20 protein-coding genes are annotated in these 18,075 nt (G+C 62.2%); 12 read left to right on the forward strand and 8 right to left on the reverse strand.

Annotated features, from left to right (window positions below; genetic code table 11):
- Positions 1-70 precede the first annotated feature (70 nt).
- Together rlmN and LOKVESSMR4R_RS20480 are read left to right on the forward strand one after the other, a co-directional pair.
- A complete protein-coding gene (gene rlmN, locus LOKVESSMR4R_RS14505; protein WP_087213321.1) occupies positions 71-1,246 on the forward strand; it encodes a 23S rRNA (adenine(2503)-C(2))-methyltransferase RlmN in 1,176 nt (391 codons plus the stop codon).
- Between the two features lie 51 nt (positions 1,247-1,297).
- A complete protein-coding gene (locus tag LOKVESSMR4R_RS20480) occupies positions 1,298-1,468 on the forward strand; it encodes a hypothetical protein (RefSeq protein WP_204248681.1) in 171 nt (56 codons plus the stop codon).
- A gap of 73 nt (positions 1,469-1,541) precedes the next feature.
- Here LOKVESSMR4R_RS20480 and LOKVESSMR4R_RS14510 read toward each other — a convergent pair whose 3' ends face one another.
- A complete protein-coding gene (locus LOKVESSMR4R_RS14510; protein ID WP_087209803.1) occupies positions 1,542-2,027 on the reverse strand; it encodes a gluconokinase in 486 nt (161 codons plus the stop codon).
- 1 nt (position 2,028) lies between these two features.
- Positions 2,029-2,874 (reverse strand): LOG family protein, encoded by an 846-nt coding sequence (locus LOKVESSMR4R_RS14515; protein WP_087209805.1) that lies wholly within the window; start codon positions 2,872-2,874, stop codon positions 2,029-2,031.
- A gap of 84 nt (positions 2,875-2,958) precedes the next feature.
- On the opposite strand from LOKVESSMR4R_RS14515, the gene dapD reads away from it, so the two are divergent.
- Genes dapD through LOKVESSMR4R_RS14530 form a run of 3 tightly spaced genes read left to right on the forward strand, consistent with a single transcriptional unit; the run spans position 2,959 to position 4,398 of the window.
- Complete coding sequence (gene dapD / locus LOKVESSMR4R_RS14520) at positions 2,959-3,786, forward strand: 2,3,4,5-tetrahydropyridine-2,6-dicarboxylate N-succinyltransferase (protein WP_087209808.1); 828 nt, start codon at positions 2,959-2,961, stop codon at positions 3,784-3,786.
- Between the two features lies 1 nt (position 3,787).
- Positions 3,788-4,069 (forward strand): hypothetical protein, encoded by a 282-nt coding sequence (locus tag LOKVESSMR4R_RS14525; RefSeq protein ID WP_237331800.1) that lies wholly within the window; start codon positions 3,788-3,790, stop codon positions 4,067-4,069.
- The gene (locus tag LOKVESSMR4R_RS14530; protein WP_087209811.1) at positions 4,066-4,398 is read left to right on the forward strand and encodes a hypothetical protein; all 333 of its coding nucleotides are present in this window, start codon (positions 4,066-4,068) and stop codon (positions 4,396-4,398) included. The genes LOKVESSMR4R_RS14525 and LOKVESSMR4R_RS14530 overlap by 4 nt, the downstream gene beginning before the upstream one ends.
- Positions 4,399-4,490: 92 nt before the next feature.
- Here the strand turns inward: LOKVESSMR4R_RS14530 and LOKVESSMR4R_RS14535 are convergent, their stop codons facing one another.
- From LOKVESSMR4R_RS14535 to LOKVESSMR4R_RS14555, 5 genes are all read right to left on the reverse strand, one after another.
- Positions 4,491-5,357: a D-amino-acid transaminase gene (locus LOKVESSMR4R_RS14535; RefSeq protein WP_087209814.1), complete on the reverse strand. Its 867-nt coding sequence runs from the start codon at positions 5,355-5,357 to the stop codon at positions 4,491-4,493.
- Positions 5,354-6,313, reverse strand: coding sequence for an N-acetyl-D-Glu racemase DgcA (gene dgcA / locus LOKVESSMR4R_RS14540; protein ID WP_087209817.1), 960 nt, complete (start codon positions 6,311-6,313; stop codon positions 5,354-5,356). The genes LOKVESSMR4R_RS14535 and dgcA overlap by 4 nt, the downstream gene beginning before the upstream one ends.
- Positions 6,314-6,371: 58 nt before the next feature.
- Positions 6,372-7,373 carry an N-acetyltransferase DgcN gene (dgcN, locus tag LOKVESSMR4R_RS14545; RefSeq protein ID WP_087209820.1) on the reverse strand — a complete coding sequence of 334 codons (1,002 nt, stop codon included), beginning with the start codon at positions 7,371-7,373 and terminating at the stop codon, positions 6,372-6,374.
- Positions 7,374-7,598: 225 nt separating this feature from the next.
- Positions 7,599-8,912, reverse strand: a complete 1,314-nt coding sequence (locus tag LOKVESSMR4R_RS14550) for an ammonium transporter (protein ID WP_420645916.1) — start codon at positions 8,910-8,912, stop codon at positions 7,599-7,601.
- Positions 8,913-8,943: 31 nt separating this feature from the next.
- Positions 8,944-9,282: a P-II family nitrogen regulator gene (locus LOKVESSMR4R_RS14555; protein WP_087213326.1), complete on the reverse strand. Its 339-nt coding sequence runs from the start codon at positions 9,280-9,282 to the stop codon at positions 8,944-8,946.
- A gap of 270 nt (positions 9,283-9,552) precedes the next feature.
- Between LOKVESSMR4R_RS14555 and LOKVESSMR4R_RS14560 the strand changes: the two genes are divergently transcribed.
- Entirely contained in the window at positions 9,553-11,727 is a 2,175-nt protein-coding gene (locus LOKVESSMR4R_RS14560) for a transglycosylase domain-containing protein (RefSeq protein WP_087209826.1), read from the forward strand.
- An 8-nt stretch (positions 11,728-11,735) separates the two neighbouring features.
- Here the strand turns inward: LOKVESSMR4R_RS14560 and LOKVESSMR4R_RS14565 are convergent, their stop codons facing one another.
- Positions 11,736-12,101, reverse strand: a complete 366-nt coding sequence (locus LOKVESSMR4R_RS14565; protein WP_087213329.1) for a hypothetical protein — start codon at positions 12,099-12,101, stop codon at positions 11,736-11,738.
- A gap of 167 nt (positions 12,102-12,268) precedes the next feature.
- Between LOKVESSMR4R_RS14565 and LOKVESSMR4R_RS14570 the strand changes: the two genes are divergently transcribed.
- The 6 genes from LOKVESSMR4R_RS14570 to LOKVESSMR4R_RS14595 are packed head-to-tail and all read left to right on the forward strand — an operon-like array spanning position 12,269 to position 18,074.
- The gene (locus tag LOKVESSMR4R_RS14570) at positions 12,269-14,008 is read left to right on the forward strand and encodes a type I secretion system permease/ATPase (protein ID WP_087209828.1); all 1,740 of its coding nucleotides are present in this window, start codon (positions 12,269-12,271) and stop codon (positions 14,006-14,008) included.
- Positions 14,005-15,297: an HlyD family type I secretion periplasmic adaptor subunit gene (locus LOKVESSMR4R_RS14575; protein ID WP_087209832.1), complete on the forward strand. Its 1,293-nt coding sequence runs from the start codon at positions 14,005-14,007 to the stop codon at positions 15,295-15,297. The genes LOKVESSMR4R_RS14570 and LOKVESSMR4R_RS14575 overlap by 4 nt, the downstream gene beginning before the upstream one ends.
- Before the next feature lie 55 nt (positions 15,298-15,352).
- Positions 15,353-15,814, forward strand: a complete 462-nt coding sequence (locus LOKVESSMR4R_RS14580; protein WP_087209835.1) for a RidA family protein — start codon at positions 15,353-15,355, stop codon at positions 15,812-15,814.
- Entirely contained in the window at positions 15,811-16,563 is a 753-nt protein-coding gene (locus LOKVESSMR4R_RS14585; protein WP_087209839.1) for a glycerophosphodiester phosphodiesterase family protein, read from the forward strand. Before LOKVESSMR4R_RS14580 ends, LOKVESSMR4R_RS14585 begins: the two co-directional genes overlap by 4 nt.
- A 30-nt stretch (positions 16,564-16,593) precedes the next feature.
- A complete protein-coding gene (locus LOKVESSMR4R_RS14590; RefSeq protein WP_087209842.1) occupies positions 16,594-17,778 on the forward strand; it encodes a GNAT family N-acetyltransferase in 1,185 nt (394 codons plus the stop codon).
- Positions 17,775-18,074, forward strand: a complete 300-nt coding sequence (locus LOKVESSMR4R_RS14595; RefSeq protein WP_087209845.1) for a 4a-hydroxytetrahydrobiopterin dehydratase — start codon at positions 17,775-17,777, stop codon at positions 18,072-18,074. Before LOKVESSMR4R_RS14590 ends, LOKVESSMR4R_RS14595 begins: the two co-directional genes overlap by 4 nt.
- Position 18,075 lies beyond the last annotated feature (1 nt).

The raw sequence follows: 18,075 nt of genomic DNA on the forward strand, positions 1-18,075 counted from the left end.
GGGGCGGTTTTCTTGTGGAAACCGGCCCTTTCGCCTATATGGCGGCGATACCCTGCCAGAAAGACCTATGATGGACGCCCAAGCCCCGATCACGCAAGACGTGCTGACCATTCCGCGCAAGGCGGTCGAAGGGTTGCCGAACCTTGTCGGCATGACCCGCGAGGCGATGCGCGCGGCGCTAATTGCAGCGGGCACGCCCGAAAAGCAGGCGAAGATGCGCGTGGGCCAGATCTGGCAATGGATCTATCACTGGGGCGTGCGCGATTTTGCCCTGATGACCAATCTGGCCAAGGATTACCGTGCCATGCTGGCCGCCAATTTCGTGGTCGCCGTGCCAGAGGTCGTGACCCGTCAGCTGAGCGGCGACGGCACCCGCAAATATCTGGTGCGCATCGCGGGCGGCCATGAGGTCGAGGTGGTCTACATCCCCGAAACCGACCGTGGCACGCTTTGCATATCGTCGCAGGTGGGCTGCACGCTGACCTGTTCGTTCTGCCATACCGGCACCCAGAAACTGGTGCGCAACCTGACCAGTGCCGAAATCATCGGGCAGGTCATGGTCGCGCGCGACGATCTGGGCGAATGGCCGGTACAGGGCGCGCCCAAGGATGAAACCCGGCTTTTGTCCAATATCGTGCTGATGGGCATGGGCGAGCCTTTGTATAATTTCGAAAATGTCCGAGATGCGATGAAGATCGCGATGGACCCGGATGGCATTCAGCTGTCGCGCCGCCGGATCACCCTGTCGACATCCGGCGTCGTGCCGGAAATCGCGCGCACGGCGCAGGAAATCGGCTGCCAATTGGCGATTTCCTTTCATGCCACCACCGACGAGGTCCGCGACAAGCTGGTCCCGATCAACAAGCGCTGGCCCATCGCCGATTTGCTCGACGCGTTGCGCAGCTATCCCAAGGTCAGCAATTCAGAGCGGATCACATTTGAATATGTCATGCTGGACGGTGTGAACGACAGCGATGCCGATGCCCGCCGTCTGATCAAGCTGATCGATGGCATTCCGGCCAAGATCAACCTGATCCCGTTCAACGAATGGCCCGGCGCGCCCTATCGGCGGTCATCGAACAACCGCATCCGCGCCTTTGCCGATATCATCTATAAGGCGGGCTATGCCTCGCCGATCCGCACCCCGCGCGGCGAGGATATCATGGCCGCCTGTGGCCAGCTGAAATCGGCAACCGAACGCGCGCGCAAATCCAAGGCCCAGATCGCGCAAGAGGCGGGGCTGTGATTTTGGCGCGCCGCTAAGGGTTTTTTTACCAATTTATGGTGAAAAGGCTGCATGACGCATATCATCCTTGGCCTGCCACCTGAAATCATGGACGCCCTGCAACATCTGGCTGGCCGTAATGATGCCGAGATCCAAAGGATCATCTGCGAAGCCCTGCGCAATGATTTTCATCGCCGTGCCAGAATGGCGCGCGATCGCGGGCATAAACCTGTCGCCGCCTGAAACCGGCGGCGGCAGGCGATTATCCTGTCAGACCAACAGCCTGCGGATGTCCTGATGCAGCCAAGGCTGCGTTTCAGACAATCCGCTGGATCGCTGCGATGATCGCCGCAACCGGCTGGTCGATCCGCACCGCAATCGTCGGATTCTGCGGGGTTTCCAGCGTCGCATATTGGCTGTCAAGCAGGCTGGCGGGCATGAAATGCCCCTGCCGCTGCGCCAGACGCGCCAGCACCACGTCACGCGGCGCATCCAGATAGGCGATCCGCAGGCCGGGCACCGCCGCGCGCAGATGGTCGCGGTAGGATTTGCGCAGCGCCGAACAGGCAAAGACCACCGGCCCGTCCTGGCGCGCTGCCTGCACCGCCTGCCCCAGCGCATCCAGCCAGGGCCAGCGCATCGCATCGGTCAAGGGCTGGCCTGCCGCCATCTGCGCCCGGTTCTGCGGCGGATGATAATCATCGCCATCCAGAAAGCGCGCCCCGATAGAATTCGCCAGACCGGCCCCGATTGTGGACTTGCCACTGCCCGAGACGCCCATGACCATGATCGCGGGATGCATCTTAGCGGCCGGGGATTTCGCTGCGCTTGGTGCCGGTGCCTTCCCAGCTGTCCATCGCCACCAGCGCCTCTTCGGCGGTTTCGACAAAACGGAACAGATCAAGGTCATCGGCAGAGATCGTGCCCGCCTCGGCCAAGGCATCCCAATTGATGATCTTTTCCCAGAACGCCCGGCCAAACAGCAGGAATGGCACATTGCCCATCCGGCCAGTCTGGATCAGGGTCAACGCCTCGAAGGTTTCGTCCAGCGTGCCAAACCCGCCCGGAAACACGCAGACTGCAGACGCGCGCATCAGGAAATGCATCTTGCGGATGGCGAAATAGTGAAAGTTGAAACACAGCTCTGGCGTCACATAGGCATTGGGTGCCTGTTCATGCGGCAGCACGATGTTCAACCCGATGGACCGCCCGCCCGCATCCTGCGCACCGCGATTGCCCGCCTCCATCACACCCGGCCCGCCGCCCGTGACGATGACATTGTCGGTGCCGCCCGCCTGCAAGGACCGCTCTGTGACCAGCCGCGCGAATTTGCGCGCCTCGTCGTAATAGGCCGAGAGGCCCGCCAGCGTTGCGGTCTTGGCTGTGTCCTTTTGCGCCGGTTCAGGGATACGCGCGCCGCCGAACAGGACGACGGTCGAATTGATCCCCGCCTCGTTCATCATCAGTTCGGGTTTGAGTAGTTCAAGCTGCAACCGCACCGGGCGCAATTCCTCGCGCAGCAGGAATTCCTGGTCGGCAAAGGCCAGCGCATAAGACGGCGCACGCGTCTGCGGCGTGTCGGGGATATGGGTCGCGGCCTCGCGGTCCTGCTGGCTGTCACGAAACGGATGGCGGCGGTCGTCTTTCATGGCGTCTTCCTTGCATTGCGCCCTCGGGCAGTTCCGGTCTATAGCCCCTTGCAACCGCGAGCCACAGCAAAACCGGAGAAACCCATGTCAAACGCCGCCCTGGAAACCGCCATCGAAGCCGCATGGGATGCGCGCGACACGATTACCCCCGCCACCACAGGCGCCGTCCGCGACGCGATCGAAACCACGCTGAACGCGCTGGACAGCGGCAGCTTGCGCGTTGCGGAAAAGCAGGCGGACGGGGCCTGGCATGTCAACCAATGGGCCAAGAAAGCCGTTCTGCTGTCGTTCCGTCTGAACGATATGGAACCGATTTCCGGCGGCAATGGCGGCAGCACATGGTGGGACAAGGTGCCATCGAAATTTGACGGCTGGGGCGAAAACCAGTGGCGCGCTGCCGGTTTTCGCGCTGTGCCCGGGTCCATCGTGCGCCGGTCCGCGTTTATCGGCAAAGGCGTCGTGCTGATGCCGTCTTTCGTGAACCTTGGCGCCTATGTCGATGAAGGCACAATGGTCGATGGCTGGGCCACGGTCGGGTCCTGCGCGCAGATCGGCAAGAACGTACATCTGTCAGGCGGCGTCGGCATCGGCGGCGTGCTGGAACCGATGCAGGCGGGGCCCACAATCATCGAGGATAATTGCTTTATCGGTGCCCGGTCAGAGGTCGTCGAAGGCTGCATCATCCGCGAAGGGTCCGTGCTGGGCATGGGCGTTTTCATCGGCCAATCCACGAAAATCGTCGACCGCGCCACCGGCGAGGTGATGTATGGCGAAGTGCCCCCCTATTCGGTGGTCGTGGCAGGCTCCATGCCATCCACCAACGGGATCAACCTTTACTGTGCCGTGATCGTCAAACGCGTCGATGAAAAGACACGGTCCAAGACCGGCATCAACGAATTGCTGCGCGACTGACATGATCCTTAGCCGGATCCTTGCGCGCAGGCGGATCGCGACGGGCAACATGCCCTCGTTCCGCGCGGCCTGGGCGCCGGTGGTGGTTGATATCGCGATGATCGCGCTGCTGCTTGCGCTGGTTTGGCAGCCGATCCTGACGGCGGTCTATATTGCCGGGTTGCCACTTGTCGGGACGATCATGGTCCTGTTGTGTACCATCTACCTGCCCTTTCACATCATCGTCGTGATATCGACGCTCTGGGCCGTCAAATCCCGCTGGATCGAGGAAGACAGCAAATGACCAAGAAGGAAAGCCGCCAAAAGGTGTTCACCCTGCTGGTCGAGGTTGGGCGCAGCACCGGTGACGGCCTGCCCGACGGGGCGACGGGTGCGGCGCTGATGTGCTATGCCTCGGGCGTGGACGAGGCCGAGGCGGTGCGCGAAACCGTGGCGATCCTGAAACAGGCCGATCTGGCACCGCTGGATGTGTCAGGCTATGGCACGCTGGACGAACGGCTGGCCGAAGGGCACGATATCCCCGATGAGGAACGCGCATTGATGCAGCGCGCACTGGATGAAAACAGCGTCATCGTGGCCCAGATGACACCGTTCTACGACAAGGCGGATTAGCATTTCGGGCAAAGCAGAGACTGCTTTTCGTTGCCTCTCGCTTCGCTCGAACGCGAAAAGCAATCAAAGTTGTCTGATAACCCCGAAACGCTTTAAACCGCGACCTTGCGGCTTTCATCGAGGTAAATCTCGCGCAGCCGTGCCGCGACAGGCCCGGGCGTGCCTGCGCCCACGGCAGCACCGTCGATTTCCACCACCGGCATGACGAATGCGCTGGCCGAGGTGATGAACGCCTCATCCGCCGCCTGCGCCTCTGCGATGGAAAAACTGCGCTCTTCAACATGCATCTGCGCTTCGCGCGCGAAACGCAGCACGGCGGCGCGGGTGATCCCATGCAGGATTTCATTGCCCAGATGGCGGGTGATGATCGTATTGCCCTTGACGATATAGGCGTTGTTGGATGTGCCTTCGGTCACCATCCCATCCTCGACCATCCAGGCGTCATCGACACCGGCGGCCTTGGCCATCATCTTGCCCATCGATGGGTAGAGCAGCTGCACCGTCTTGATATCCCGTCGCGCCCAGCGCTGGTCGGCAACCGAAATCACCTTGATCCCGGTCTTGGCGACAGGGCTATTGGCAAGGCCCGGCTTGTTCTGGGTGAACAGCACCACGGTCGGCATGCAGGTTTCAGGGTCCGGAAAGACGAAATCGCGGTCACCGGGCGCGCCACGGGTGATCTGCAGATAGATCATGCCTTCTTCGATCCCGTTCAGGCGCACCAATTCGCGGTGGATCTCCAACAGGTCGGGCAGACATGCCGGGCGCGGCATGTCGAGCTCATTCAAGGACCGTTCCAGCCGTTTGGCATGACCGGCGAAATCGATCAGCTTGCCGTCCAGCACAGATGTCACCTCATAAACGCCATCGGCCATCAGAAAGCCACGGTCAAAGATCGAAATCATGGCTTCGTTTTCAGGCAGATAGGTGCCGTTGACATAGACTATGCGCATATTCATCCCCAAAGCTCGGCAGCGGGCGGATGCACGCCGCTGTCGTCAAAATGCAAAGCTGCATCCCGGTCTTCGGCCAATAACAGCGGCCCGTCAAGGTCCGTAAAGGCCACGCCCTGCGCCAGTATCGTCGCAGGGGCCATGGCCAGCGACGATCCGACCATGCAGCCCACCATGATCCCATATCCTTCGGCCTGCGCCTGCGCCTTCAGCGCCAGCGCCTCGGTCAGCCCGCCGGTTTTATCCAGCTTGATATTGACCATGTCATATTTGCCGCGCAGGGCGGGCAGGCTGGCACGGTCATGGCAGCTTTCATCCGCGCAAACCGGCAAAGGCCGCGCGATTTCCGCCAGCATGTCATCCGCCCCCGCAGGCAAGGGCTGCTCGACCATCTGCACGCCAAGGCGGATCAGATGCGGGGCCAGATCGGCGTAAACCTCGGCGGTCCAGCCTTCATTGGCATCCACGATGATGCGCGCGGTGGGCGCGCCACGGCGCACGGCCTCCAGCCGGGCCATATCATCCGGCGTGCCAAGCTTGATCTTCAACAATGGGCGATGCGCATTCTGCGCCGCCTGTGCCTGCATCGCGGCGGGCCTGTCCAGCGACAGCGTATAGGCGGTGATCTCGGGGCGCGGCACGGGCAGACCCAGCAGGTCCCAGACGCGCTTGCCTGCCTTTTTCGCCGCATGATCCCAGAATGCACAATCCAGCGCATTGCGCGCGGCCCCTGCGGGCAAAGCATCCTGAAGATCAGGCCAAGCCCCCGCAAACCCCGCAATCTGCGCGGCGACACTTTCCAAAGTCTCGCCATAGCGCGCATAGGGCACACATTCGCCGCGCCCGACAATCCCGCCATCCGCCACCGTCACGGTCAGCACCTTGGCCTCGGTCCGCGACCCGCGGCTGATGGTGAACACCTGCGCCAGCCGGAACACATCAGATGAAACTGCAACCTTCATCATCTTACGAGCCCAAATATCCCCGCCGGAGGCATCGGGTTTCGCCAGAAATCCGACATCAGATCGCCTCCAGCGCATCAACCAGCCGCGCTGCCCCTTGCCGGAACGTATCGACCGTGGGCAAGCCCATCCGCCCTTCGACCTCGGCCAGATAGGCCAAGGCATCAACCTCGGACAGATGCTGCGTGTTGACCGAGATGCCGACGATCTGACAGGCCGGGTTGGCGATGCGGGCGATCGGCAGCACCATGTCGCGCAAAGCTTCCAGCTTGGGCAGCGCATAGCCGGGCAAGCCGCGCATATGTTTGCGCGTCGGTTCATGCGCCAGCACCAGCGCATCGGGCTGGCCGCCATGGATCAGCGCCATGGTCACACCGGAATAGGACACATGGAACAGGCTGCCCTGCCCTTCGATATGATCCCAATGATCGGGGTCGTTGTCGGGGGTCAGATATTCCACGGCCCCCGCCATGAAATCCGCGACCACCGCATCCAGCGGCACGCCGCCGCCGGTGATCAGGATACCGGTCTGGCCGGTGGGGCGGAAGGTGGATTTCATGCCGCGCTTTTGCATCTCGATATCCATGGCAAGGCCGGTATACATCTTGCCCACCGAACAATCGGTGCCGACGGCCAGACAGCGCTTGCCCGTCCGTTTCACACCATTGGCGATCGGATAGGCCACCGATGGCACACGCACGTCAAACAGGCTCCGGCCATGCTCTTCGGCGGCGGCGACCAGATCAGGCTCGTCGCGCAGCAGGTTATGCAGGCCCGAGGCCAGATCGAACCCCAGCGCCAGCGCCTGCAACAGCACCTCTTTCCACGCGGCAGAGATCACGCCGCCCCGATTGGCCACGCCGATGACCAGCGTCTTGGCGCCGGCGGCCCGCGCCTCTTGCAGCGTCATATCCGCCATGCCGACATCGGCCCCGCAGCCGGGCATCCGGTATTGGCCCACGGCATTCTGCGGACGCCAATCCTTGATCCCCTGCGCCACTTTCGCGGCCAGCTGGTCCGGCGCATCGCCAAGAAACAAAAGATAGGGGGTCTGGATCATCGCAAGCTCCGGTCAATCGGTTAAGGACATGGACAGTCTATCGCGGAAAAGGCCGGATATTCTTTGCAAAATCATTGCCTGATGACAATTTATTCGAAGCTTTCTGCGCCATAGGCCGATTCTACCGTAAAAGCCACCATCCACATCACCCGGATTAAAATCACCCGCGCAACGCAAAAGCCCGGACGCGAACGCCCGGGCTTTCGTTGATTTTGCAAGGCTGGATCAGCCTTTGGAAAACTCTGGATAGGCTTCCATACCCAGCTCGCTCAGGTCCAGACCGGTCACTTCCGATTCCTGGCTGACGCGGATCCCCATGGTCATCTTGAAGATATACCACACGACGAGGGACACGAAGAAGGTGAACACACCGTAGGCCACGATACCGGTCAGCTGTGTCATCAGGCTGGTGCCGTCATTGTAGAAGACAACAGCAATGGTGCCCCAGATACCGGCGAACAGGTGGACAGGGATCGCACCGACGACATCGTCGATCTTCAGCTTGTCCAGCAGCGGCACGGCGAAGACCACGATCACACCACCGACAGCACCGATCCAGAGCGCGCCAAACAGCGTCGGATAGAGCGGTTCCGCAGTGATGGCGACCAGACCGGCCAGCGCGCCGTTCAGCACCATGGTCAGATCGACCTTCTTGTACAGGATCTGCGTCAGGATCAGCGCGGTCACCGCACCGGCAGACGCCGCCATGTTGGTATTCGCAAAGATCCGGCCGACATCGGTGATGTCACCCACGGTGCCCGCAGCCAGCTGCGAACCGCCGTTGAAACCGAACCAGCCCAGCCACAGGATGAACGTCCCCAATGTGGCCAGCGCAAGGTTGGAACCGGGCATCGGGTTGACGCGGCCATCCTTGTATTTGCCCAGACGCGGACCCAGCACGATGGCACCAGCCAAAGCAGCCCAGCCACCGACCGAATGCACAACAGTCGAACCAGCAAAGTCAGAGAAGCCCATCTCAGACAGCCAGCCGCCGCCCCACTGCCAGGACCCCGAGATCGGATACATGAAGCCCGTCAGCACGACGACAAAGGCAAGAAACGGCCACAGTTTGATCCGCTCGGCCAGCGCACCCGACACGATGGATGCCGTGGCAGCAACGAACATCAACTGAAAGAAGAAGTCCGACGCAACAGAGGCGTAATCAAGCGATGCCTCATCCGCGCCAAGGCCCACAGCCTCTAGCACCGTGATGTTGAAGAACCCGCCGACATAGCCGTTGAAATCGCCCGGATACATCAGGTTAAAGCCGACCAGCCAATACATGATGCCCGCGATGGAAAACAACGCGATATTCTTGGTCAGCTGCGTGGTGACGTTCTTGGACCGGACCAGACCAGCCTCGAGCATGGTAAAGCCAGCCGCCATCCAGAACACCAGAAAGCCGCCCACAAGGAACAGCAGGGTGGTCATGATATAGGGGCCGATTTCGTCGAAGGTGGGTGCCACTTCCGCCTCTTGCGCGAAGCCCGCCATGGGAAGCAGCGCAAGCCCCGCCCCAAGCATAATTAGTTTTTTCATATTCATGGATTTGTTCCTCGTTGCGCCGCGTTTACAGCGCGTCATCATTGGTCTCGCCGGTGCGCACGCGCACTGCGCTTTGCACGTCGAGCACGAAAACCTTGCCGTCGCCGATCTTGTCGGTCTTGGCGGTGGTGGTGATGGTAGAGACGACCTGATCAGCCATGCTGTCAGGCACGACGATCTCGAGCTTCACCTTGGGCACAAAATTCACGGCATATTCCGCGCCGCGATAGATTTCTGTATGGCCCGACTGCGATCCGAACCCCTTGATTTCTGACACCATCATGCCGCGCACGCCGATGGTGGTCAGCGCTTCGCGGACCTCCTCCAGCTTGAACGGCTTGATTGTTGCAATGATGAGTTTCACGTTCTTCCCCTCGCAATGGATTGCGGCAACGCCCAGCCCGGCGTCCGCTTGCACGCACCAAAGAACGCGGCAGTGCAGCATCGGCAAGGATTTGCCTATGTGCGGACGGGTTCAGATCGGGTGAGTTTGCACAAATATTGCACAATTTAATCGCTTTGCCCAATTAATAAGCAAAGCAAAAAGAGGAGAGCGCGACTCATCGCATCTCTACAATTCCTTTCCATCCGTTTAAGATATCGCAAAACAGGCGCAGATACATTCGGGCGGATCATGAGCAGCAACGGCAAAAGACGGACACCGCTGGTGGCCGACAAACGCTATCCCGACAAGGCCAGCCCGAAAAAACCGGCTGCCAAGAAAGCTGCCAAAACACCGCCGCCCCCGCGCAAGCCGCGCAGCCGCAAGCCAGCCCGCCGCGCGCGTCCGACCACATTGCTGGGATGGCTGCTCTGGCCGTTTCGTCTTTTGCTGCGGATCATCTGGGCGATCACCTGGCGCAGCGGGCTTGTTGCCGCGCTGATCGTCGCGGCGGTGTCGATGTATTTTGCCCAGCAAATGCCCCCGATCCAAACCCTGATCGACCAGCGCGCGCGCGGATCGGTCACCATGGCCGATCTGACCGGAGAGGTCTTTGCCTGGCGCGGCGACCAGTTCGGCGGCATGGTCACGGCGCGCAACATATCCCCGCATCTGCATGATGCCGTCGTCGCCACCGAGGACCGGCGCTTTTATCGCCATTTCGGCCTGTCGCCGCGCGGCATCGCCTCTGCCATTCGCATTAACATGAATGAAGGGCGCGGCCCTTTGTCCGGCAACGGCGGGTCCACGATAACCCAACAGACAGCAAAACTGCTTTGCCTTGGCGTGCCCTATGATCCCAACGCTTGGGAATCAGAGGCCGCCTATGAAGCGGATTGCCGCCGCACGACGCTGGCCCGCAAGATCCGCGAGGCATTTTACGCCATCGGCATGGAAATCGCCTATACCAAGGAAGAGATCCTGACACTTTACCTCAACCGTGCCTATTTGGGCGCGGGCAGTCGCGGGTTCGAGGCGGCCGCACAGCGCTATTTCGGGATCTCGGCCGCCGAGGTGAACCCAGCCCAGGCCGCAATGCTGGCGGGGCTGCTCAAGGCGCCGTCTACCCTGGCCCCCACGGCGAATATCGAACGCTCCCGCGAACGGGCCGCTGTCGTGATCGGGTTGATGGCCGATCAGGACTATCTGACCGCCGCGCAGGCAAGCGAGGCGCTTGCCAACCCCGCAAGGCTGTCACGCGCCGCCGAGGCCCGGTCGGGCGGGTTCTTTGCCGATTGGGTCATGGAAAGCGGGCCGGAATTCTTTACCCGCAACACCACCGAAGACGTGATCATCCGCACCACGCTTGACCAACGCATCCAGCGCGCCGCCGAAGAGGCCTTGGTATCGGTGTTCGAAAATCAGGTCGCCGAAGGGTCCGAGGCGCAGGCCGCGATCGTGGTCATGTCCGCCGACGGGGCCGTGCGCGCCATGGTCGGCGGGCGTAATTTGCGCGCCACGGGTGCGTTCAACCGCGCCACACAGGCCTTGCGCCAGACCGGTTCGGCCTTCAAGCCTTTCATCTATGCCGCAGCGCTCGATCTGGGCGTGTCGCCCTATGCGATGGTCAATGATGCGCCGCAATGCTGGTCGATCCGCGGATCGCGCGAATGGTGTCCCGAGAATTATGACCGCGAATTCAAAGGGCCGGTGACCCTGACCCAGGCGCTGGCCGAAAGCCGCAACCTGCCTGCCATCCTGCTGTCCGAGGATGTCGGCCGCGAATATGTCCGCAATGTCGCCAATGGGTTCGGCTTGCAAGGCGAACTGGCCGAAGGGCCGGCATTGGCGCTGGGTGTTTCGGAAAGCACGCTGCTGAACATCACCGGGGCCTATGCGGGCATCCTGAACGGCGGGTCACAGGTAACGCCTTACGGCTTGCTCGATCTGCGGATTCTGGGCGATTCAGAGGTCTTGATGGATTCCCAAGGCGCCGGCATCGGCAAGCGGATCATCAGCGCAGAGGCCGCGCGCCAATTGACCTGGATGATGACCCGCGTCGTCGAAGAAGGCACCGGACGGCGCGCCCGCATCGCGGGCTGGGAAATCGCGGGCAAGACCGGTACCACGAATTCATCGCGCGATGCATGGTTCATCGGCTTTACCGGCGATTATGTCACCGGGGTCTGGATGGGCTATGACAACAACACGCCGTTGCGCGGTGTGACGGGTGGCGGCCTGCCCGCCGATATCTGGCGCGAAACCATGGTCCGTGTGCTGGAAGGCCAGACGCCCATACCGCTGCCCATGATGGTGCCACAGACAGCAGCCCCCACGGGCATTCTGGACAGCCAAGGCGGTGAAGTCGTGGATGACGACATCGTCAATCTGCTGGATCTGCTGGTCCAAGGGGCCGCGGCGAACTGAGACCAGCGCTAGGGTGCCACATCCGGGCAAAGCCCGTAAACAAAAACATAGCCGTTCCAGACCATATAGAGCCCGGCGCCATCGGCGGTGCGCATCATCATCGCCCGCTCGGACCATTGCTGGCCATCCGCTGCACATTCCATCGTGTAAAGCGTGGCATCCATGCCGTTGACATCCACCGGGCGGGTCATCTGGCACTGCGTTTCGACCCCGTAAAACACCCCTTCGGCGATCCGCACCGAGGTTCCATCGCCGCCGATCACCGCGCAATCGGCATCGGCGGTCTGCCGGTAAATGCCATCATAGGGTGCCGCCGCCGCCATGGCAGGGACAAGGCCGATCAGAACGGCGGATTGGCGCAAAAATCGGTTCATCTTCCATTCATGCGGCAAATCGGGCGCGTAATCAACAAGATCAAGTTGCGCCACAAGCGGATGTTATCGCATTGCCTGCCCGCCCCGTATTGGCAAGCTTGTTAACCCATCCATGCTTTGATCCGGGCCACAGACAGGCATCGCCGGATCAGCGGGCAAGGGGCAAGATGACACAGGCGGCGACGGCAGCAGGACAGGCGGAATTGCGCGGCGCATGGCGCGACAGCCGGCTGCTTTATTGGGTCGTCGGTATCTTCAGCTTTTTCGTCAACCTGCTGATGCTGACCGGCCCGCTTTACATGCTCAACGTCTATGACCGCGTCTTGCACGCGCGGTCCGTGGAAACGCTGGTCGCGCTGACGGTGCTGGTGGCGTTTCTCTATGGGGTGATGGGCCTCCTCGATTACGTCCGGGGACGTGTGATGGCGCGGGTCGGCGCGCGGTTTCAGGCGCGGCTGGACCGGCGGGTCTTTGCGGCGGTGATGGCGGCCACGACCCAGCACCGCGCCCCGCGCGCGGCGGCGACCGGCCTGCGCGATCTGGAATCGGTGCAGCGGCTGATCACCTCGCCCGCGCTGATGGCGCTGTTTGATCTGCCTTGGGCGCCGCTCTTTTTCTTTGGCATCTTCATTTTCCATCCGCTGATGGGGCTGCTGGCAATTTGCGGCGCGCTGGTGCTGGTCGTCGTCGCCGTGCTGAACCAGATCAGCACCCGCGCGCCCTTGGCGCAGGCCAATGCGGCCAGTTTTACCTCTGATCAGATGGGCAACCAGATCCGGCAAGAAAGCGAGATGGTCCATGCGCTGGGCATGCGCGGTGCTGCCTTTGATCGCTGGCAGCTGGCGCGCAATGCAGCACTTGATGCCAGTATCGGCGCGTCGGATGCCGCCGGCAGCTATACCGCGCTGACCAAGACGTTCCGGCTGTTCCTGCAATCGGCCATGCTGGGGCTTGGCGCCTATCTGGTGCTGCTGGGTCAATTGTCGCCCGGCGCGATGATCGCGGGCTCGATCCTGCTGGGCCGCGCGCTCGCCCCGGTCGAGATGATCGTGGGCCAATGGGCCATATTCCAGCGCGGGCGCGAAGGCTGGGGCAATCTGGCGGTGCTGCTGGGGCAGGTCACGCCAGAGGCCGCGCGCACCCGCCTGCCAAAGCCCAAGGCAAGGCTGCGTGCCGAACAGATCACAATCATCCCGCCGGGAGAAAGTGTCGCCGCCCTGCGCATGGTCAGTTTCGATCTGGGCGCAGGGCAGGCCGTGGGGGTCATCGGCACATCCGGCGCGGGCAAATCCACGCTGGCGCGCGCGCTGACCGGCGTCTGGCAACCAGCGGGCGGGCAGATCAGGCTGGATGGCGCGGCGCTGGATCAATATGACCCGGACGTGCTGGGCCAGCATATCGGCTATCTGCCGCAGCGGGTGCAATTGTTTGACGGCACGATCAAGGACAATATCGCCCGCATGGCGATGTTGCCCGATGACGCCGCCGTGGTGCTGGCCGCGCAAAAGGCAGCCGCGCATGACATGATCCTGACCTTGCCTGACGGCTATGACACCCGCGTGAGTGCTACCTCGGGCCGCTTGTCCGGCGGACAGATCCAGCGGATCGGGTTGGCCCGCGCGCTTTATGGCAATCCGGTGGTGCTGGTGCTGGATGAACCCAATTCCAACCTCGACAATGACGGATCACTGGCGCTGAACGCCGCGATCCGCGCCTTCAAGGCGGCAGGCGGGATCGTGTTCATCATGGCGCACCGGCCTGCGGCCATTCAGGAATGCGACCTGTTGCTGGTGATCGATGGCGGGATGCGCCGCGCCTTTGGCCCCAAGGACAAAGTGCTGGCCGATATGGTCCAGAACCACGCGCAGATCACCCGCGCTACAGCCCAATCCGGGGGCGTATCATGAATACGCATTGGCCGGTCCGGCGCTATATGATCATCGGCACCGCCGCGCTGGCCGTGCTGGTGGGTGGGCTCGGCACATGGTCGGTGCTGGCGCAGATCAATGGCGCGGTCATCACCAGCGGCCAGATCGAGGTGGATCGCAACCGCCAGATCGTGCAGCACCCGTTTGGCGGGGTGGTCGCCGATATCCTTGTGGCCGAAGGCGACAGCGTGGCCAGGGGCGACCTGCTGATCCGGCTGGACCCGACCGACCTGCAATCGGAACTGGCAATCGTCGAAGGGCAATATTTCGAAATCCTTGCCCGCCGCGCGCGGCTGACGGCGGAACGCGATGATGCAAGCGCGCTGGTCTTTGACCCGGTCCTGCGCGACGCAGGCACCCCTGCGGCCGCCGAATTGATGCAGGGGCAGGAACGGCTATTCGCGGCGCGGCTGGAAACCAGCCTGCAATCCACCCATCAGCTGACCCAGCAACGCGCCCAGATCGCCAGCCAGATCACCGGCATCACCGCGCAGCAAACCGCGCTGCAAACCCAACAGCGCCTGATCGCGCGCGAATTGGCCGACCAGCAAAGCCTGCTGGATCGCGGCCTTTCACAGGCCAGCCGCGTGCTGGCCCTGCAACGCGAAGCGGCGAGCCTTCTGGGCCGCCTTGGTGAATTGACAGCGCAGGCCGCGCAGGCCGCCGAACGCATGACCGAGATCGAGATCCAGATCCTCGGCCTGTCGTCCTTTCGCCGGGAAGAGGCGATCACCCGCCTGCGCGATCTGCAATTCAGCCAGCTGGAACTGGCCGAACGCCGCCAGATGCTGCTGCGCCAGCGCGACCAGCGCGACATCCGCGCGCCGGTCGCGGGGATCGTCTATGGCATGCAGGTCTTTGCGCCCCGCTCTGTCATCCGCCCCGCCGATCCGGTGTTGTTCCTGATCCCCCAAGACCGCCCCCTTGTGATCGCAGCACAGGTGCAGACCACGGATATTGATCAGGTCTTTGTCGGGCAGGACGTGACCTTGCGGTTTTCCGCCTTTGACCAGCGGCGCACGCCGGAACTGGCCGGGCGGGTGACGCTGTTATCGGCGGATGCGTTTCAGGATCAGGCGACGGGCCAGTCTTTTTACCGCGCCGAAGTGCAGCTGAACGACGGCGAATTGCAGCGACTGCCCGCCGATCTGGCCCTGCTGCCAGGCATGCCGGTCGAGGCTTTTTTGCGCACCGGTGACCGCAGCCCGATGGATTACCTGATCAAGCCGCTGGCGGATTATTTCGCCCGCGCGTTTCGCGACAGCTGATTGCGCGCCGCCGCATTGCCCGCTAGCGTCCGGCCAAACAGCCAAGGAGACTGATATGAGCGTGATCGAAACCCGTCTGGCCGAACTGGGCGTGACCCTGCCCGACGCCCCTGCCCCCGCGGCGAATTATGTCCCCTTCGTGCAAACAGGCAATCTGGTGCATGTCTCGGGGCAAATTTCGGCCAATGCGGATGGCATGATCAAGGGCAAGCTGGGCGTCGACATGGATGCTGACGCAGGTGCCGCCGCCGCGCGCGCCTGTGCGATCAGCCTGCTGGCGCAGCTCAAGGCCGCTTGCGGCGGTGATATCGACCGGCTGGTGCGGGTGGTCAAACTGGTGGGTTTCGTCAATTCCACCTCCGATTTTGGCGACCAACCCAAGGTGATCAACGGTGCCTCTGATTTCATGGTTTCCGCCCTTGGTGACAAGGGCCACCATGCGCGCTCTGCCGTCAGTGCCGCCAGCCTGCCCTTTGGCGTCGCCGTTGAAATCGAAGGCATCTTCGAGATCGCATGACCCTGCCTGCCGCCTTTCTTGCCCGCCCCATCGCGCATCGCGCCTTGCATGACCGCAAGGCGGGGCGGGTCGAAAATTCCATCGCCGCGATCAAGGCCGCGATTGCCGCCGGTTACGGGATAGAAATCGACGTGCAATTGTCCAGCGATGGCCATGCGATGGTGTTTCACGATGACAATCTGGACCGGCTGACTGCGCAAAGCGGACCGCTGCGCGCATGCAGCCGTGCGCAACTGGAACAGACCCCGCTGAAAGACGACACCGGCACGATCCCCGCGCTAAAGGATGTGCTGGCGCTGGTCGCAGGCCAAGTGCCCCTGCTGATCGAGATCAAGGATCAAGACGGCCAGATGGGGCCGGATGTCGGCGCGCTTGAACGCGCGACCTGCGCGGCGCTGGCCGATTACAAAGGCGATGTCGCGCTGATGTCCTTCAACCCGCATAGCATCGCCGCCTGCCGGACCCTCGCCCCCGCCATTCCGCGCGGGCTGGTCACATCCGCCTATGATCCGGTGTTCTGGCCCGATCTGCCCGCTGCGGTGCGCGACCATCTGCGCGCCATTCCCGATTACGACCGTGTGGGTGCCTGTTTCATCAGCCACGAGGCCAAAGATCTGCCCCGCCCCCGCGTGGCCGAGATCAAGGCGACAGCCGCGCCGATCCTGTGCTGGACCATCCGTTCGCCGCAAGATGAGGCAAAGGCACGGTTGATCGCGGATAATGTGACCTTCGAGGGCTATCATGCTTGACGCGCGCCGCGCGCCAGCCAGTTAAAGCAGATGGACGGATCAGCGATCGAAATCACCACCCATGCCAGTATCAACGGCATCACCCCCGCCGATTGGGATGCCTGCGCCTGCCCCGAGGCCGCCGATGGCCGCCCCATCGACCCGTTCACAACGCATCGTTTTCTCAAGGCGCTAGAGGACAGCTATTCTGTTGGGGCGGGCACCGGCTGGCAGCCGCGCTACTTAAGCGCGCAGCAAAACGGCCAGATCATCGCGGTGGCCCCGCTTTATGCCAAGGGGCATAGCCAGGGCGAATATATCTTTGATCACAATTGGGCGCATGCCTATGAAAACGCAGGCGGGCGGTATTATCCGAAGCTCCAGATCGCGGTGCCGTTCACGCCCGCCACGGGGCGGCGGTTCCTGACCCGTCCGGGGCATGAGGCCGTGGGCATGGCCGCCTTGGTCCAGGGTGCTGTCCAGATCGCCGCCGACAACAACCTGTCATCCTTGCACGCGACCTTCTGCACCGAGGCCGAGGCGCTGGCAGGGGCCGAAATGGGCCTGCAACCCCGCATCGGGCAGCAGTTTCACTGGGTCAACGACGGCTATGGCGGGTTTGACGATTTCCTTGCCAGCCTGTCCAGCCGCAAGCGCAAGAATATCCGCAAGGAACGCGAGACCGCGCAGGGCTTCGGCGGGCAGATCCTGGCGCTGACCGGCGACCAGATCCAGCCGGAACATTGGGATGCGTTCTGGCAATTCTATCAGGACACCGGCAACCGCAAATGGGGCACGCCGTATCTGACGCGGAATTTCTTTCACTTCGCGCATCAGACTTTGCGCGATGATATGCTGATGGTGCTGGCGATCCGTGATGGCGTGCCTGTCGCGGGCGCGCTAAACTTTATCGGGCGCGACACGTTATATGGCCGCTATTGGGGCTGCACCGAACACCATGCCTGCCTGCATTTCGAATTATGCTATTATCAGGCCATCGACTTTGCCATCGCCCATGGCATGGCGCGGGTCGAGGCGGGCGCGCAGGGCGAACACAAGCTGGCGCGCGGCTATCTGCCGGTCCCGGTGCATTCGCTGCATTGGTTCGCGGATGCCGGTTTTCGCGATGCGGTGGGCCGCTATCTGCTGGCCGAACGCGACGCGGTGGATCACGAAATCGAGGTGCTGACCAGCTATGGTCCGTTCCGCAAATCAGACAGGGAGGAACACCAATGACCGACGCATTGACCCAAACCGAACGCGACAGCGACCTTGCCCCCCTTCTGGCCAATGGCTGGCAATTGGTCGAAGGGCGCGACGCGATCCATAAGCAATTCGTCTTTCGCAACTTTATCGACGCCTTTGGTTTCATGACAAAGGTTGCCCTTTGGGCCGAAAAATGGAATCACCACCCCGAATGGTCGAATGTCTATAAAACCGTCGAGGTGACATTGACGACCCATGACGCGGGCGGATTGTCGGCGCTGGACACCAAACTGGGTGCGAAAATGGACGCGCTCGCCGGGGGCTGAC

The organism is Yoonia vestfoldensis (genome assembly GCF_002158905.1).
Taxonomy (GTDB): Bacteria; Pseudomonadota; Alphaproteobacteria; order Rhodobacterales; family Rhodobacteraceae; genus Yoonia; species Yoonia vestfoldensis_B.

Bases quoted from the DNA above. Each gene is read 5' to 3' on its own strand.
- LOKVESSMR4R_RS14510 (WP_087209803.1), bottom strand. From the start codon at position 2,027: ATGCATCCCGCGATCATGGTCATGGGCGTCTCGGGCAGTGGCAAGTCC.
- LOKVESSMR4R_RS14590 (WP_087209842.1), top strand. From the start codon at position 16,594: ATGGACGGATCAGCGATCGAAATCACCACCCATGCCAGTATCAACGGC.
- LOKVESSMR4R_RS14530 (WP_087209811.1), top strand. From the start codon at position 4,066: ATGACCAAGAAGGAAAGCCGCCAAAAGGTGTTCACCCTGCTGGTCGAG.
- LOKVESSMR4R_RS14595 (WP_087209845.1), top strand. From the start codon at position 17,775: ATGACCGACGCATTGACCCAAACCGAACGCGACAGCGACCTTGCCCCC.
- LOKVESSMR4R_RS20480 (WP_204248681.1), top strand. From the start codon at position 1,298: ATGACGCATATCATCCTTGGCCTGCCACCTGAAATCATGGACGCCCTG.
- LOKVESSMR4R_RS14535 (WP_087209814.1), bottom strand. From the start codon at position 5,357: ATGAATATGCGCATAGTCTATGTCAACGGCACCTATCTGCCTGAAAAC.
- LOKVESSMR4R_RS14565 (WP_087213329.1), bottom strand. From the start codon at position 12,101: ATGAACCGATTTTTGCGCCAATCCGCCGTTCTGATCGGCCTTGTCCCT.
- LOKVESSMR4R_RS14550 (WP_420645916.1), bottom strand. From the start codon at position 8,912: ATGAAAAAACTAATTATGCTTGGGGCGGGGCTTGCGCTGCTTCCCATG.
- dapD (WP_087209808.1), top strand. From the start codon at position 2,959: ATGTCAAACGCCGCCCTGGAAACCGCCATCGAAGCCGCATGGGATGCG.
- LOKVESSMR4R_RS14525 (WP_237331800.1), top strand. From the start codon at position 3,788: ATGATCCTTAGCCGGATCCTTGCGCGCAGGCGGATCGCGACGGGCAAC.
- LOKVESSMR4R_RS14575 (WP_087209832.1), top strand. From the start codon at position 14,005: ATGAATACGCATTGGCCGGTCCGGCGCTATATGATCATCGGCACCGCC.
- dgcN (WP_087209820.1), bottom strand. From the start codon at position 7,373: ATGATCCAGACCCCCTATCTTTTGTTTCTTGGCGATGCGCCGGACCAG.
- dgcA (WP_087209817.1), bottom strand. From the start codon at position 6,313: ATGAAGGTTGCAGTTTCATCTGATGTGTTCCGGCTGGCGCAGGTGTTC.
- LOKVESSMR4R_RS14560 (WP_087209826.1), top strand. From the start codon at position 9,553: ATGAGCAGCAACGGCAAAAGACGGACACCGCTGGTGGCCGACAAACGC.
- LOKVESSMR4R_RS14585 (WP_087209839.1), top strand. From the start codon at position 15,811: ATGACCCTGCCTGCCGCCTTTCTTGCCCGCCCCATCGCGCATCGCGCC.
- rlmN (WP_087213321.1), top strand. From the start codon at position 71: ATGGACGCCCAAGCCCCGATCACGCAAGACGTGCTGACCATTCCGCGC.
- LOKVESSMR4R_RS14580 (WP_087209835.1), top strand. From the start codon at position 15,353: ATGAGCGTGATCGAAACCCGTCTGGCCGAACTGGGCGTGACCCTGCCC.
- LOKVESSMR4R_RS14570 (WP_087209828.1), top strand. From the start codon at position 12,269: ATGACACAGGCGGCGACGGCAGCAGGACAGGCGGAATTGCGCGGCGCA.
- LOKVESSMR4R_RS14515 (WP_087209805.1), bottom strand. From the start codon at position 2,874: ATGAAAGACGACCGCCGCCATCCGTTTCGTGACAGCCAGCAGGACCGC.